The sequence below is a fragment of the Enterobacter sp. AN-K1 genome, assembly GCF_020971765.1.
Taxonomy (GTDB): domain Bacteria; phylum Pseudomonadota; class Gammaproteobacteria; order Enterobacterales; family Enterobacteriaceae; genus Enterobacter; species Enterobacter hormaechei_C.
The window spans coordinates 267,024-279,938 of record NZ_CP087390.1 but is presented as its reverse complement, the minus strand read 5'-3'; the positions used below and the strand labels follow the sequence as shown (position 1 = coordinate 279,938).

At 56.2% G+C, this 12,915-nt stretch carries 10 protein-coding genes; 6 read left to right on the top strand and 4 right to left on the bottom strand.

What is annotated here, in order from left to right; translation table 11 throughout:
* Nucleotides 1–21 precede the first annotated feature (21 nt).
* Nucleotides 22–993, top strand: a complete 972-nt coding sequence (gene lpxM, locus LOC22_RS01310) for a lauroyl-Kdo(2)-lipid IV(A) myristoyltransferase (RefSeq protein ID WP_017384348.1) — start codon at nucleotides 22–24, stop codon at nucleotides 991–993.
* A gap of 43 nt (nucleotides 994–1,036) precedes the next feature.
* Here lpxM and pyk read toward each other — a convergent pair whose 3' ends face one another.
* Together pyk and LOC22_RS01300 are read right to left on the bottom strand one after the other, a co-directional pair.
* The gene (gene pyk / locus LOC22_RS01305; protein WP_003859767.1) at nucleotides 1,037–2,479 is read right to left on the bottom strand and encodes a pyruvate kinase; all 1,443 of its coding nucleotides are present in this window, start codon (nucleotides 2,477–2,479) and stop codon (nucleotides 1,037–1,039) included.
* A gap of 114 nt (nucleotides 2,480–2,593) precedes the next feature.
* Complete coding sequence (locus LOC22_RS01300; protein WP_003859769.1) at nucleotides 2,594–3,463, bottom strand: MurR/RpiR family transcriptional regulator; 870 nt, start codon at nucleotides 3,461–3,463, stop codon at nucleotides 2,594–2,596.
* Between the two features lie 356 nt (nucleotides 3,464–3,819).
* On the opposite strand from LOC22_RS01300, the gene zwf reads away from it, so the two are divergent.
* The 3 genes from zwf to kdgA all read left to right on the top strand — a co-directional run bounded on the left by zwf (nucleotide 3,820) and on the right by kdgA (nucleotide 8,021).
* A complete protein-coding gene (gene zwf, locus LOC22_RS01295) occupies nucleotides 3,820–5,295 on the top strand; it encodes a glucose-6-phosphate dehydrogenase (protein WP_003859771.1) in 1,476 nt (491 codons plus the stop codon).
* Nucleotides 5,296–5,528: 233 nt separating this feature from the next.
* Nucleotides 5,529–7,340 (top strand): phosphogluconate dehydratase, encoded by a 1,812-nt coding sequence (edd, locus tag LOC22_RS01290; protein ID WP_017384346.1) that lies wholly within the window; start codon nucleotides 5,529–5,531, stop codon nucleotides 7,338–7,340.
* 39 nt (nucleotides 7,341–7,379) lie between these two features.
* Entirely contained in the window at nucleotides 7,380–8,021 is a 642-nt protein-coding gene (gene kdgA, locus LOC22_RS01285; protein ID WP_003859774.1) for a bifunctional 4-hydroxy-2-oxoglutarate aldolase/2-dehydro-3-deoxy-phosphogluconate aldolase, read from the top strand.
* A gap of 74 nt (nucleotides 8,022–8,095) precedes the next feature.
* Here the strand turns inward: kdgA and purT are convergent, their stop codons facing one another.
* Nucleotides 8,096–9,274, bottom strand: a complete 1,179-nt coding sequence (gene purT / locus LOC22_RS01280; protein ID WP_230239283.1) for a formate-dependent phosphoribosylglycinamide formyltransferase — start codon at nucleotides 9,272–9,274, stop codon at nucleotides 8,096–8,098.
* 171 nt (nucleotides 9,275–9,445) lie between these two features.
* Here purT and LOC22_RS01275 point away from each other — a divergent pair, with 171 nt between their 5' ends.
* Together LOC22_RS01275 and ptrB are read left to right on the top strand one after the other, a co-directional pair.
* Nucleotides 9,446–10,096: a tellurite resistance TerB family protein gene (locus LOC22_RS01275; RefSeq protein ID WP_015570286.1), complete on the top strand. Its 651-nt coding sequence runs from the start codon at nucleotides 9,446–9,448 to the stop codon at nucleotides 10,094–10,096.
* 75 nt (nucleotides 10,097–10,171) lie between these two features.
* Entirely contained in the window at nucleotides 10,172–12,247 is a 2,076-nt protein-coding gene (ptrB, locus tag LOC22_RS01270; RefSeq protein WP_062933475.1) for an oligopeptidase B, read from the top strand.
* Here ptrB and exoX read toward each other — a convergent pair.
* A complete protein-coding gene (gene exoX / locus LOC22_RS01265; protein WP_194302659.1) occupies nucleotides 12,229–12,891 on the bottom strand; it encodes an exodeoxyribonuclease X in 663 nt (220 codons plus the stop codon). The genes ptrB and exoX overlap by 19 nt on opposite strands.
* Nucleotides 12,892–12,915: the final 24 nt, after the last annotated feature.

The following is a 12,915-nucleotide window of genomic DNA, read 5'->3' as shown; positions in this document are numbered from 1 at the left end:
TCACCAGACCCTGGAACCCGCATGGAAACCAAAAAAAACAATATTGAGTACATTCCCGAGTTTGAAAAATCTTTTCGCCACCCGCGTAACTGGGGCGCCTGGATTGGCGTATACGCGTTTGCTGGCATGGCGTTGCTACCTGCTTCCCTCCGCGATCCGGTGCTCGGCAAAGTGGGGCGCCTGGCAGGGCGCTTAGGTAAAAGCGCACGCCGCCGCGCGCAAATAAATCTGTTGTACTGTTTTCCGGATAAAAGCGACGCCGAACGCGAAGCAATCATTGATGACATGTATACCACCGCGCCACAGGCCATGGCGATGATGGCGGAACTGGCGCTGAAAGGGCCGGAGAAGATCGTCGAACGCGTTGACTGGAAAGGGCTGGAGATCATCGACGAGATGCGTCGCAATGATGAAAAGGTGATTTTCCTGGTGCCGCACGGCTGGGGGGTAGACATTCCGGCGATGTTAATGGCGTCGCAGGGCCAGAAAATGGCGGCGATGTTCCATAATCAGGGAAACAAAATCTACGACTTCGTCTGGAATACCGTGCGCCGTCGCTTTGGCGGGCGTTTGCACGCCCGAAACGATGGCATTAAGCCTTTCATTCAGTCGGTACGTCAGGGTTACTGGGGCTACTATCTGCCCGATCAGGACCACGGCCCGGAACACAGCGAGTTTGTCGATTTCTTCGCAACCTATAAAGCTACGCTACCCGCGATTGGTCGCCTGATGAAAGTCTGCCGCGCCCGCGTGATCCCACTGTTCCCGGTTTATGACGGTAAAACGCATCGCCTGAGCATTGAGGTACGTCCGCCGATGGACGATCTGCTGACCGCAGACGATCACACCATCGCACGTCGCATGAATGAAGAGGTGGAGGTGCTGGTGGGGCCGCATAAGGAGCAATATACGTGGATCCTGAAGCTGCTCAAAACGCGTAAACCTGGCGAAACAGAGCCGTACAAGCGTAAAGAGCTTTTCCCGAAGAAATAGGAAACCTTCACCCCTCTCCCCTTAGGGGAGAGGGGATTGGAGCTTACTCTACGGTCAGTACGCGGGTGGTATTGGTTGAGCCGATGGTGCTCATCACGTCACCCTGCGTCACGATAACGATATCACCGGATACCAGATAACCTTTGTCGCGCAGCAGGTTCACGGCATCGTGCGCGGCGGCCACGCCGTCGTTGGTGCTGTCGAAGTATACTGGCGTCACGCCGCGATACAGCGCCGTCAGGTTCAGCGTACGCTCGTGACGGGACATGGCGAAGATCGGCAGACCGGAGCTGATACGGGACGTCATTAGCGCGGTACGGCCAGATTCGGTCATGGTGATGATCGCCGTGACCCCTTTCAGGTGGTTGGCTGCGTACATCGCAGACATCGCAATCGCTTCTTCCACGTTGTCGAACTGAATGTCCAGACGGTGTTTAGAGACGTTAATGCTTGGGATCTTCTCTGCACCCAGGCACACGCGCGCCATGGCGGCCACGGTTTCTGCCGGATACTGACCTGCCGCGGTTTCCGCTGACAGCATCACCGCATCGGTACCATCCAGCACGGCGTTCGCCACGTCCATGACTTCCGCACGGGTTGGCATTGGGTTGGTGATCATGGATTCCATCATCTGGGTGGCGGTGATCACCGCGCGGTTCAGCTGACGCGCGCGACGGATCAGCGCTTTCTGGATACCGACCAGTTCAGGGTCGCCAATTTCCACGCCCAGGTCACCACGGGCAACCATCACCACGTCAGACGCCAGGATCACGTCGTCCATCGCGTCCTGATCGCAGACCGCTTCAGCGCGTTCCACTTTCGCAACGATTTTCGCATCGCAGCCTGCATCGCGCGCCAGGCGGCGAGCATAGTTCAGATCTTCGCCGCAGCGCGGGAAGGAGACGGCCAGGTAATCCACGCCGATCTGCGCTGCGGTCACGATATCCGCTTTGTCTTTATCGGTCAGCGCTTCGGCAGACAGGCCACCGCCGAGTTTGTTGATGCCTTTGTTGTTGGAGAGCGGGCCGCCGACGGTCACTTCGGTGAATACCTTCATACCCTGAACTTCCAGCACTTTCAGCTGTACGCGTCCGTCGTCCAGCAGCAGGATGTCGCCAGGCACAACGTCAGCAGGCAGACCTTTGTAGTCGATACCCACTTTTTCCTTATCGCCTTCGCCTTTGCTCAGGTTGGCATCCAGCAGGAATTTATCGCCGATGTTGAGGAAGACTTTGCCTTCTTTAAAGGTCGATACGCGGATTTTTGGACCTTGCAGGTCACCGAGGATAGCAACATGGCGGCCCAGTTTAGCTGCGATTTCACGCACTTTGTCGGCACGTAATTTATGGTCTTCTGGCGTACCGTGAGAGAAGTTCATGCGCACCACGTTGGCACCCGCGGCGATAATCTTTTCGAGGTTATTATCGCGGTCGGTGGCCGGGCCTAAGGTGGTGACGATCTTGGTTCTGCGAAGCCTTCTGGACATGTAATACTCCGTTGACTGAAACAACTTTGGTGTTGCGTGAACATAGAATCGGCCTTCATCTATCGCAAGGCAGTAGCGAGGGGACCGAATGCCGTAAATCGTACATCGTAGTTATTAGGGAACATCGCTCTTTATAAGCAATTCTTTATCAAAACGCGATTCTTTCAGGGCTTCCTTGACCCGCTTCAAGTTATCCCGGAATTTTGCGCCCCGGCGTAAGGTAAAACCGGTCGCCAGCACGTCGATGACCGTCAACTGCGCCAGGCGGGAGACCATCGGCATGTACATGTCGGTGTCCTCCGGTACGTCCAGGGTAATAGCGAGCGTCGCTTCCCTGGCCAGCGGCGTACCTGCCGTCGTCAGGGCGATGACCATCGCATCGTTGTCACGCGCGAGCTGCGCCAGCTCCACCTGGCTCTTGGTGCGGCCCGTATGGGAGATGAGTACCACGACATCATCTTCACTACAATTCATACAGCTCATGCGTTGCAGCACAATGTCATCGGAGTAAATCACCGGCACGTTAAAGCGAAAGAACTTATTCATGGCGTCATGCGCCACGGCGGCGGACGAGCCAAGGCCAAAGAAGGCAATCCGTTTGGCCTGCGTGAGAAGATCGACCGCGCGATTCACTGAACTCATGTCCAGAGACTGGCGAACGTGGTCGAGCGTGGCCATAGCCGATTCAAATATTTTTGCGGTGTAAGCATCAACGCTGTCGTCTTCATCTACATTGCGATTAACATACGGGGTGCCGTTTGCCAGACTTTGGGCCAGATGCAGTTTAAAATCAGGAAAGCCGCGCGTGTCCAGACTACGACAGAATCGATTGACCGTCGGTTCGCTGACGCCCGATTCCTGTGCCAGAGCGGCGATGCTTGAATGAATCGCCTGAGCGGGCGCGGCGAGAATAACTTCAGCCACTTTGCGCTCGGATTTGCTAAGGTGTTCCAGTTGAAACTGGATTTTTTCCAGCATGTTCATTGTTAACAAGACGCTCATGAGGGCATAAACGATTTCATAAAGAGATGAAATCTTGATTCGATTTAGCCGATATTACCCCCGGGACTCCCGAAAGGGTAATCGTCGACAAGAAATGTTGTTGTTTTTTTTCATTACTTGATCGACGTCGGGTTTTGCTCTGACCCTGTTGCGCAAAGAATCGACGTTTGTTGCGTCATCAGACGGGCGTAATGGCCCGGGCGACGAAAAATTACCGTATCGCACGCGACGTTAAGCGCTAATGGTTTCAGGAAACGCGTAAAAGCAGTACAGTGCATTGTAATAAAATTACAACGATACCTGGCAGAGTACCAGGCGATCTAACTGAGGAGAATGACATGGCGGTAACGCAAACAGCCCAGGCATGTGACCTGGTCATTTTCGGCGCTAAAGGCGATCTTGCACGCCGAAAATTGCTGCCTTCCCTGTATCAGCTCGAAAAAGCGGGCCAGATCCATCCCGATACCCGGATCCTTGGGGTAGGACGCGCAGACTGGGATAAGGAGGCTTATACCAAAGTCGTGCGCGAGGCGCTCGAAACGTTCATGAAAGAGAAAATCGATGAAAGCCTTTGGGATAAGCTGAGCGGGCGTCTCGATTTCTGCAACCTGGACGTCAACGATGTAGGCGCCTTTACCCGTCTGGGTGAAATGCTTGACCAGGAAAATCGTGTCACTATTAACTATTTCGCCATGCCGCCAAGCACCTTCGGCGCCATCTGCAAAGGTCTGGGCGAGGCGAAGCTGAACGCCAAACCGGCGCGCGTGGTGATGGAGAAACCGCTGGGTACGTCGCTGGCGACCTCGCGTGAAATCAACGACCAGGTGGGCGAGTTCTTTGAGGAGTGTCAGGTTTACCGTATTGACCACTATCTGGGCAAAGAGACGGTACTGAACCTGCTGGCGCTGCGTTTTGCCAACTCCCTGTTCGTGAACAACTGGGACAACCGCACTATCGACCACGTGGAAATTACCGTGGCGGAAGAGGTGGGCATCGAAGGCCGTTGGGGCTACTTCGACCAGGCCGGCCAGATGCGGGACATGATCCAGAACCATCTGCTGCAAATTCTGTGCATGATTGCCATGTCTCCACCGTCAGATCTGACGGCCGACAGCATTCGTGACGCCAAAGTGAAAGTGCTGAAATCACTGCGCCGTATTGACCGCTCCAACGTGCGCGAGAAAACCGTGCGCGGCCAGTACACCGCAGGTTTTGCCCAGGGGAAAAAAGTTCCTGGCTATCTGGAAGAAGAGGGCGCGAACAAGTCCAGCAACACCGAGACGTTTGTGGCGATCCGCGTGGATATCGACGACTGGCGCTGGGCCGGTGTGCCGTTCTACCTGCGTACCGGTAAACGTCTGCCGGCAAAATGCTCCGAAGTGGTGGTCTACTTCAAAAATCCGGAACTGAACCTGTTCAAAGAATCCTGGCAGGAACTGCCGCAGAACAAACTGACCATCCGTCTGCAACCGGACGAGGGTGTGGATATTCAGATCCTGAATAAAGTGCCGGGCCTTGATCACAAACACAACCTGCAAACTACCAAGCTGGACCTGAGCTACTCTGAAACCTTCAACCAGACGCATCTCGCCGATGCTTACGAGCGTCTGCTGCTGGAAACCATGCGTGGTATCCAGGCGCTGTTCGTCCGCCGCGATGAAGTGGAAGAGGCGTGGAAGTGGGTCGACTCCATCACTGAAGCGTGGGCAGCCGATCAGGACGCGCCAAAACCGTATCAGGCGGGAACCTGGGGACCTGTCGCCTCCGTTGCGATGATCACCCGTGATGGCCGCTCCTGGAACGAGTTTGAATAACCACCTTCTCTAGCCCAAAGGTGTTATTTTACCGGTAACATGATCTAACACAGCAAGTGGCATAATTTTTATCTTTTAAGCTCCGCGTGGATTCACCCGCGGAGCTTTTTTTATTACACTCCCTTCAGACATTTTGCCCCTGTGCTCCGGATATCAGGCGTTTCAGCGTTGTTAACAACCGTCAGAAACTGTGTAAACTCCCGAGCCTGGACAGATAAATTAGAGGAGCTTTTATGAATCCGACATTGTTACGCGTAACACAACGCATCGTTGAACGCTCGAAAGAGACCCGTGCTGCCTACCTTGCCCGCATCGAACAGGCGAAGAGTGAAACTGTCCATCGCTCTCAGCTGGCCTGCGGGAATCTGGCCCACGGCTTTGCGGCCTGCCAGCCTGGTGATAAAGACGCGCTGAAAAGCATGTTGCGTAACAATATCGCCATCATTACCTCCTATAACGACATGCTTTCAGCCCACCAGCCGTATGAGGCCTACCCGGCTATCATCCGCAATGCGCTGCACAGCGTGAACGCGGTGGGCCAGGTTGCAGGCGGCGTGCCGGCCATGTGTGATGGCGTAACCCAGGGCCAGGACGGTATGGAGCTGTCCTTGCTGAGCCGCGAAGTGATCGCCATGTCGGCGGCAGTGGGCCTCTCTCACAACATGTTTGATGGCGCGCTCTATCTGGGCGTGTGCGACAAAATCGTCCCGGGGCTGGTGATGGCCGCGCTGTCGTTTGGCCATCTGCCAGCGATTTTTGTGCCGTCAGGCCCGATGGCTAGTGGTCTGCCAAACAAGGAAAAAGTCCGTATCCGCCAGCTGTATGCCGAAGGAAAAGCGGACCGTCAGGCACTGCTGGAAGCGGAAGCCGCGTCCTATCATGCGCCGGGCACCTGTACGTTCTACGGTACGGCCAACACCAACCAGATGGTGGTGGAGTTTATGGGTATGCAGCTGCCGGGCTCGTCGTTCATCCAGCCGGATGCGCCACTGCGTAAAGCGCTGACCGAAGCCGCAGCCCGTCAGGTGACGCGCCTGACCGGTAACGGCAACGAGTGGATGCCAATGGGCAAAATGGTGGATGAAAAAGTCATCGTAAACGGGATTGTCGCCCTGCTGGCGACCGGCGGTTCAACCAACCATACCATGCACCTTGTCGCGATGGCGCGCGCGGCGGGCATTCTGATCAACTGGGATGACTTCTCCGATATCTCCTCCGTGGTACCGCTGATGGCGCGTCTGTACCCGAACGGTCCGGCGGACATCAACCACTTCCAGGCCGCGGGCGGCGTGCCGGTGCTGATGCGCGAGCTGCTGAAAGGCGGCCTGCTGCATGAGGATGTCAACACGGTGGCGGGCTTTGGCCTGCATCGCTATACCCTTGAACCCTGGCTGAACAACGGTGAGCTGGACTGGCGCGAAGGGGCAAGCGACTCGCTCGATCCTCAGGTTATCGCAACCTTCGAACAGCCGTTCTCTCCTCACGGCGGCACCAAAGTGCTGAGCGGTAACCTTGGACGTGCCGTGATGAAAACCTCTGCCGTGCCGGAAGAGAATCAGGTTATCGAAGCCCCGGCGGTGGTGTTTGAAAGCCAGCACGACGTTTTACCTGCCTTTGACGCGGGTCTGCTTGATAAAGACTGTGTGGTCGTGGTGCGTCATCAGGGACCAAAAGCGAACGGGATGCCAGAATTACATAAACTTATGCCGCCGCTTGGTGTATTATTGGACCGCCGTTTCAAAATCGCACTGGTAACCGATGGACGCCTTTCAGGGGCATCCGGTAAAGTGCCTTCAGCGATTCATGTCACCCCGGAAGCCTACGACGGCGGCCTGCTGGCGAAAGTGCGTGATGGTGACATGATCCGCGTTAACGGTCAGACAGGCGAGTTAACCCTGCTGGTGGATGAAGCAGAGCTGGCGGCGCGTCAGCCACATATTCCTGACCTGAGCGCGTCACGCGTGGGTACCGGACGCGAAATGTTTGGTGCGTTGCGTGAGAAACTCTCCGGTGCGGAGCAGGGCGCAACCTGTATTACGTTTTAAGACGACTTGATTTTAACGATCTGGCGAGAGAAAACTCTGATGAAAAACTGGAAAACAAGTGCAGAAGCAATCCTGACCACTGGCCCTGTCGTGCCGGTTATTGTGGTAAACAAACTGGAGCACGCTGTCCCAATGGCGAAGGCACTGGTTGCGGGTGGCGTTCGCGTTCTGGAAGTGACCCTGCGTACCGCCTGTGCGATGGATGCGATCCGTGCTATCGCCAAAGAAGTGCCGGAAGCGATCATTGGTGCCGGTACGGTTCTGAATGCGCAGCAGCTGGCGGAAGTGACCGAAGCGGGCGCACAGTTTGCCATCAGCCCGGGGCTGACTGAGCCGCTACTGAAAGCCGCAACCGAAGGTTCTATTCCGCTGATCCCGGGTATCAGCACCGTTTCTGAACTGATGCTGGGCATGGACTACGGCCTGAAAGAGTTCAAATTCTTCCCGGCTGAAGCGAACGGCGGCACCAAAGCGTTGCAGGCCATTGCGGGCCCATTCTCCCAGGTGCGTTTCTGCCCAACGGGCGGCATCTCTCCGGCCAACTACCGTGACTATCTGGCGCTGAAAAGCGTGCTGTGCATCGGCGGCTCCTGGCTGGTTCCGGCGGATGCGCTGGAAGCAGGCGACTGGGATCGCATCACTAAACTGGCTCGCGAAGCGGTAGAAGGCGCGAAACAGTAAGTTTGTTTGCCGGGTGTCGGCTGCGCCTAACCCGGCCAGCCAGACAGTTAAAACGGGCCTTTCGGCCCGTTTTTTTATCCTGCTACGCTGACGTTCGCAGCCGCTCTTTTTGCTCTCGCGACGGCTTCGTCCACATTTTCCCCGGTCGCTAATGCCACGCCCAGACGACGGCTTCCGTCGATCTCCGGTTTGCCGAACAGCCGGACCTGCAAGCCTGCGCCAACCGCACCTTCGACGTTATCAAAGGTGACATTCTGGCTGGTCAGATGCGGCAGGATCACCGCCGAGGCTGCCGGGCCGTACTGACGGATGCCGCCAACCGGCAGGCCGAGGAAAGCGCGTACATGCAGCGCGAACTCAGAGAGATCCTGTGAAATCAGCGTAACCATCCCGGTATCGTGCGGACGAGGGGAGACTTCGCTGAAGATCACCTCGTCGCCGCAAACAAACAATTCCACGCCGAACAGGCCGTAGCCGCCCAGCGCCAGCACCGTCTTGCGGGCGATCTCCTGTGCGCGTGCCAGCGCCAGCGCGCTCATCTGCTGCGGCTGCCAGGATTCGCGATAATCGCCGTCTTCCTGCCGATGACCAATCGGGTCGCAGAAATAAACGCCATCCACGGCGCTGACGGTGAGCAGGGTAATTTCAAAATCAAACTTCACCACGCCTTCCACGATGACGCGCCCGGCCCCGGCTCGGCCTCCCTGCTGGGCATAGTCCCAGGCGTTGTCCAGCGTGCTGCTGTCGCGGATAAAGCTCTGCCCTTTGCCGGAGGAGCTCATTACCGGCTTAATGATGCACGGGTAGCCAATCTCCTCTACGGCCTGGAGAAACGCAGCTTTATCCCCGGTAAAACGGTAGCTGGAGGTCGGGAGCTGTAATTCTTCTGCCGCCAGGCGACGAATGCCTTCCCGGTTCATGGTCAGTTTTGCCGCAGTGGCGCAGGGCACCACGCGCTGGCCTTCCTGTTCAAGGGCAATCAACATCTCAGTGGCAATGGCCTCAATTTCAGGTACCACGAAATCCGGTTTTTCGTCGGCAATTAACCCCCGCAGCGCATTACCGTCAAGCATATCGATGACGTGCGAGCGATGCGCGACGTGCATGGCGGGCGCATTCGCGTAACGGTCCACCGCAATCACTTCCACACCTAAACGCTGGCATTCAATGGCCACTTCTTTACCCAGTTCACCCGATCCCAACAGCATGACGCGCGTCGCGGCGGGACGCAGCGCGGTTCCTAAACGAGTCATAAAAATCCCCCTGAAAAAGATGCGGGCAGTATAAACGAAAACGTTTGCGTCTGTCTTGTATGGGGATAACCGGACAGCAGGGAAATTTGCGCTTCTTTAGTACTGACAGACATTTCCTGACACCCGCTCGCTTAGGCTGTGAAGGTTACGCACTGTTACGTGAGGAAAAATATGTCAGGCTGGATGAATCAACTGCAATCCCTGTTGGGACAAAAAGGCTCGTCGTCCGGCGAGCAGGGTCTGAGCAAGCTGCTGGTGCCGGGTGCGCTCGGCGGGCTGGCCGGTTTGCTGGTTGCCAATAAATCATCGCGGAAACTGCTTACCAAATACGGTACCGGCGCGCTGCTGGCGGGCGGAGGGGCTATTGCAGGCTCCGTCTTATGGAACAAATACAAAGACAAGGTGCGCAGCGCGCATCAGGATGAACCGCAGTACGGGAAGCAGGTATCGCCGTTAGATTTACGCACCGAGCGGTTGATCCTCGCCCTGGTCTTTGCGGCCAAGAGCGACGGGCATATTGATGCCAGTGAACGTGCCGCAATTGAACAGCAGATGCGGGAAGCGGGCGTTGAGGAGCAGGGCAGGGCGCTGGTGGCGCAGGCCATCGAACAGCCGCTTGATCCGCAGCGTCTGGCGCAAAGCGTGAAAAACGAAGAAGAGGCGCTGGAACTCTATTTTCTGAGCTGTGCCGCCATCGATATCGATCACTTTATGGAGCGCAGCTACCTGAACGCCCTGGGCGATGCGCTGAAGATCCCACAGGACGTTCGTGAGGGAATTGAGCAGGATATTCAGCAGCAGAAGCAGACCCTCGTGGGCTAGAAGGCCATGTTTCGCTTGCATCATACGCGTGTTTTGCCAACCTTATAGGATGTAAAACGAAAAAGTAAGAATGCCATGCCTCCAAAAGCCCGACGTACTCCTTATGCGATCACCACGCATGGCGATACGCGTATCGATAACTACTACTGGCTGCGGGACGATTCTCGTTCCCGGCCAGAGGTGCTCGACTATCTGCACGAGGAAAACGACTATGGCCGTCAGGTCATGGCCAGCCAGCAGGCGCTTCAGGATCAACTTCTGAAGGAAATGGTGCAGCGTATCCCCCAGCGTGATGTCTCTGCCCCGTGGTGCAAAAACGGTTATCGCTATCGCCATATTTATGAGCCGGGAAATGAATATCCCATCTACCAGCGCCAGTCTGTGCTGAGCGCCGAGTGGGATGAATGGGAGATCCTGCTGGATGCCAACAAACGTGCGGCCCACAGTGAGTTTTATACGCTGGGAGGCATGTCCATTTCCCCCGATAACGCCATTATGGCGCTGGCTGAGGATTACCTCTCCCGCCGCCAGTACGGTTTGCGTTTCCGCAATCTTGAAACGGGAAACTGGTATCCCGAGATGCTGGATAATGTCTCCCCCGATTTCGTCTGGGGTAACGATTCAGAAACGGTCTACTACGTTAAAAAGCATGCCTCAACGCTGCTGCCTTATCAGGTCTGGCGTCATACGGTGGGGACCGATTCCGCCGACGATGAACTGGTGTATGAGGAAAAAGACGAGACGTTCTATGTCAGCCTGCACAAAACGTCGTCTCGCCACTACGTGATCATTTTCCTCTCCAGCGCCACCACCTCAGAAGTGCTGCTGCTGGATGCAGAGCTGCCGGATGCGCAGCCTCTGTGCTTCCTGCCGCGCCGTAAAGATCATGAGTACAGCCTGGATCACTTCCAGCACAGCTTTTACCTGCGTTCGAACCGCGAGGGCAAAAACTTTGGCCTTTATAAAACCAAAGTGCGCGATGAACGCAAATGGGAAGTGTTAATTCCCGCGCGCGATCAGGTGATGCTGGAGGGGTTCACCCTGTTTACCGACTGGCTGGTGGTGGAAGAGCGTCAGCGCGGACTGACCAGTATCCGCCAAATCAACCGCAAAACCCGCGAAGTGGTGGGCATTGCGTTCGATGACCCGGCTTACGTAACGTGGATCGGCTTTAACCCGGAACCGGAATCGTCCCGCCTGCGGTACGGCTATTCGTCGATGACCACCCCGGATACGTTGTTTGAACTGGATATGGACACCGGGCAGCGTCAGGTGATTAAACAGGCTGAGGTCCGGGGTTTTGAGTCGGAAAATTATCGCAGTGAGCACCTGTGGGTGACCGCACGCGACGGCGTTGAAGTCCCAGTGTCGCTCGTCTATCACAAGGCGCACTTCAACAAAGGTAAAAACCCCATCCTCGTCTATGGCTATGGCTCCTATGGATCCAGCATGGACGCCGATTTCAGCAGCAGCAGGCTGAGCCTGCTCGACCGCGGTTTTGTTTATGCGATTGCCCATATTCGCGGCGGCGGCGAGCTGGGTCAGCACTGGTATGAAGACGGAAAATTTCTCAAAAAGAAAAATACCTTTAATGACTACCTTGATGTTTGCGATGCGCTGATCGCGCAGGGTTATGGCGATCCGCAGCTCTGCTTTGGCATGGGGGGCAGCGCCGGGGGCATGCTTATGGGCGCCGTGATCAACCAGCGGCCTGAACTGTTTAAAGGCGTTATCGCCCAGGTGCCGTTTGTGGACGTGGTGACGACCATGCTGGATGAGTCCATTCCACTGACCACCGGGGAGTTTGAGGAGTGGGGGAACCCGCAGGATGAAACCTATTATCGCTACATGAAAGAGTACAGCCCGTACGATAACGTCGAGGCGAAAGCCTATCCGCATATGCTGGTGACCACCGGCCTGCACGATTCCCAGGTACAGTACTGGGAGCCCGCGAAATGGGTGGCGAAGTTGCGTGAGCTGAAAACTGACGATAATTTGCTGCTGCTGTGTACCGATATGGACTCGGGGCACGGAGGGAAATCAGGGCGATTTAAATCCTATGAAGGGGTGGCGCTGGAGTACGCCTTTTTAATTGGCCTGGCGCAGGATACGCTGCCAGGCCGGGCGGGGACTCAGGCTTCGCCTAAATAATGCTTCAGCGTCAGGCGCAGTTCCGGGCTCATTCTGTCGAGGTTGTTGTACAGCCAGCGCAGATAGCCCGGATCTTTGTCCGCCACTTCCGATACTGGCTTCCCGCGATATTTTCCGAACGTAAAGGTGGTCAGTAGCGCGGGGCGCCCGGTAATGGTCGCCATATCGTCTGGCGTCCAGCCGGAAGTATTCATGATATCAATCAGGAGCGCTGCGGTGATGTAGCAGTCGTAAAGAGCGCGGTGATGATGCAGCCCTTCCGGCGTCCGCACGCTGAGTTTACGCGACTTATACAGCGCCATATTGCTGTATTTGATCCCCGGCCACAGACGGCGCGCCAGCTTCATAGTGCAAATCCATTCGCCGGGCATCGCCGGCAGCACGCGGCGGTCAAAGCTGGCGTTATGGGCCACATACCACTGGCTACCGTGGTAAAGAGGGATGATCTCTTCAATCCACGGCTTATCCGCCACCATCGATTCCGTAATGCGATGTATCGCCATCGCCTGCGCACTGATGGGACGATCCGGGCGCACCAGATGGCTCATTGGGTTGACTATCTTTCCGTCAATCACGTCGACAGAAGCGACTTCCACAATTCCACCCTGCAAATCACAGGTTTCGGTATCGATAACGCGCAGCATTGATCGCTCCTGATCCTAAAATGC

Excerpts from the sequence above, each read along its gene's own strand:
- lpxM (WP_017384348.1), top strand. The coding sequence starts at position 22 with ATGGAAACCAAAAAAAACAATATTGAGTACATTCCCGAGTTTGAAAAA.
- pyk (WP_003859767.1), bottom strand. The coding sequence starts at position 2,479 with ATGTCCAGAAGGCTTCGCAGAACCAAGATCGTCACCACCTTAGGCCCG.
- LOC22_RS01300 (WP_003859769.1), bottom strand. The coding sequence starts at position 3,463 with ATGAACATGCTGGAAAAAATCCAGTTTCAACTGGAACACCTTAGCAAA.
- zwf (WP_003859771.1), top strand. The coding sequence starts at position 3,820 with ATGGCGGTAACGCAAACAGCCCAGGCATGTGACCTGGTCATTTTCGGC.
- edd (WP_017384346.1), top strand. The coding sequence starts at position 5,529 with ATGAATCCGACATTGTTACGCGTAACACAACGCATCGTTGAACGCTCG.
- kdgA (WP_003859774.1), top strand. The coding sequence starts at position 7,380 with ATGAAAAACTGGAAAACAAGTGCAGAAGCAATCCTGACCACTGGCCCT.
- purT (WP_230239283.1), bottom strand. The coding sequence starts at position 9,274 with ATGACTCGTTTAGGAACCGCGCTGCGTCCCGCCGCGACGCGCGTCATG.
- LOC22_RS01275 (WP_015570286.1), top strand. The coding sequence starts at position 9,446 with ATGTCAGGCTGGATGAATCAACTGCAATCCCTGTTGGGACAAAAAGGC.
- ptrB (WP_062933475.1), top strand. The coding sequence starts at position 10,172 with ATGCCTCCAAAAGCCCGACGTACTCCTTATGCGATCACCACGCATGGC.
- exoX (WP_194302659.1), bottom strand. The coding sequence starts at position 12,891 with ATGCTGCGCGTTATCGATACCGAAACCTGTGATTTGCAGGGTGGAATT.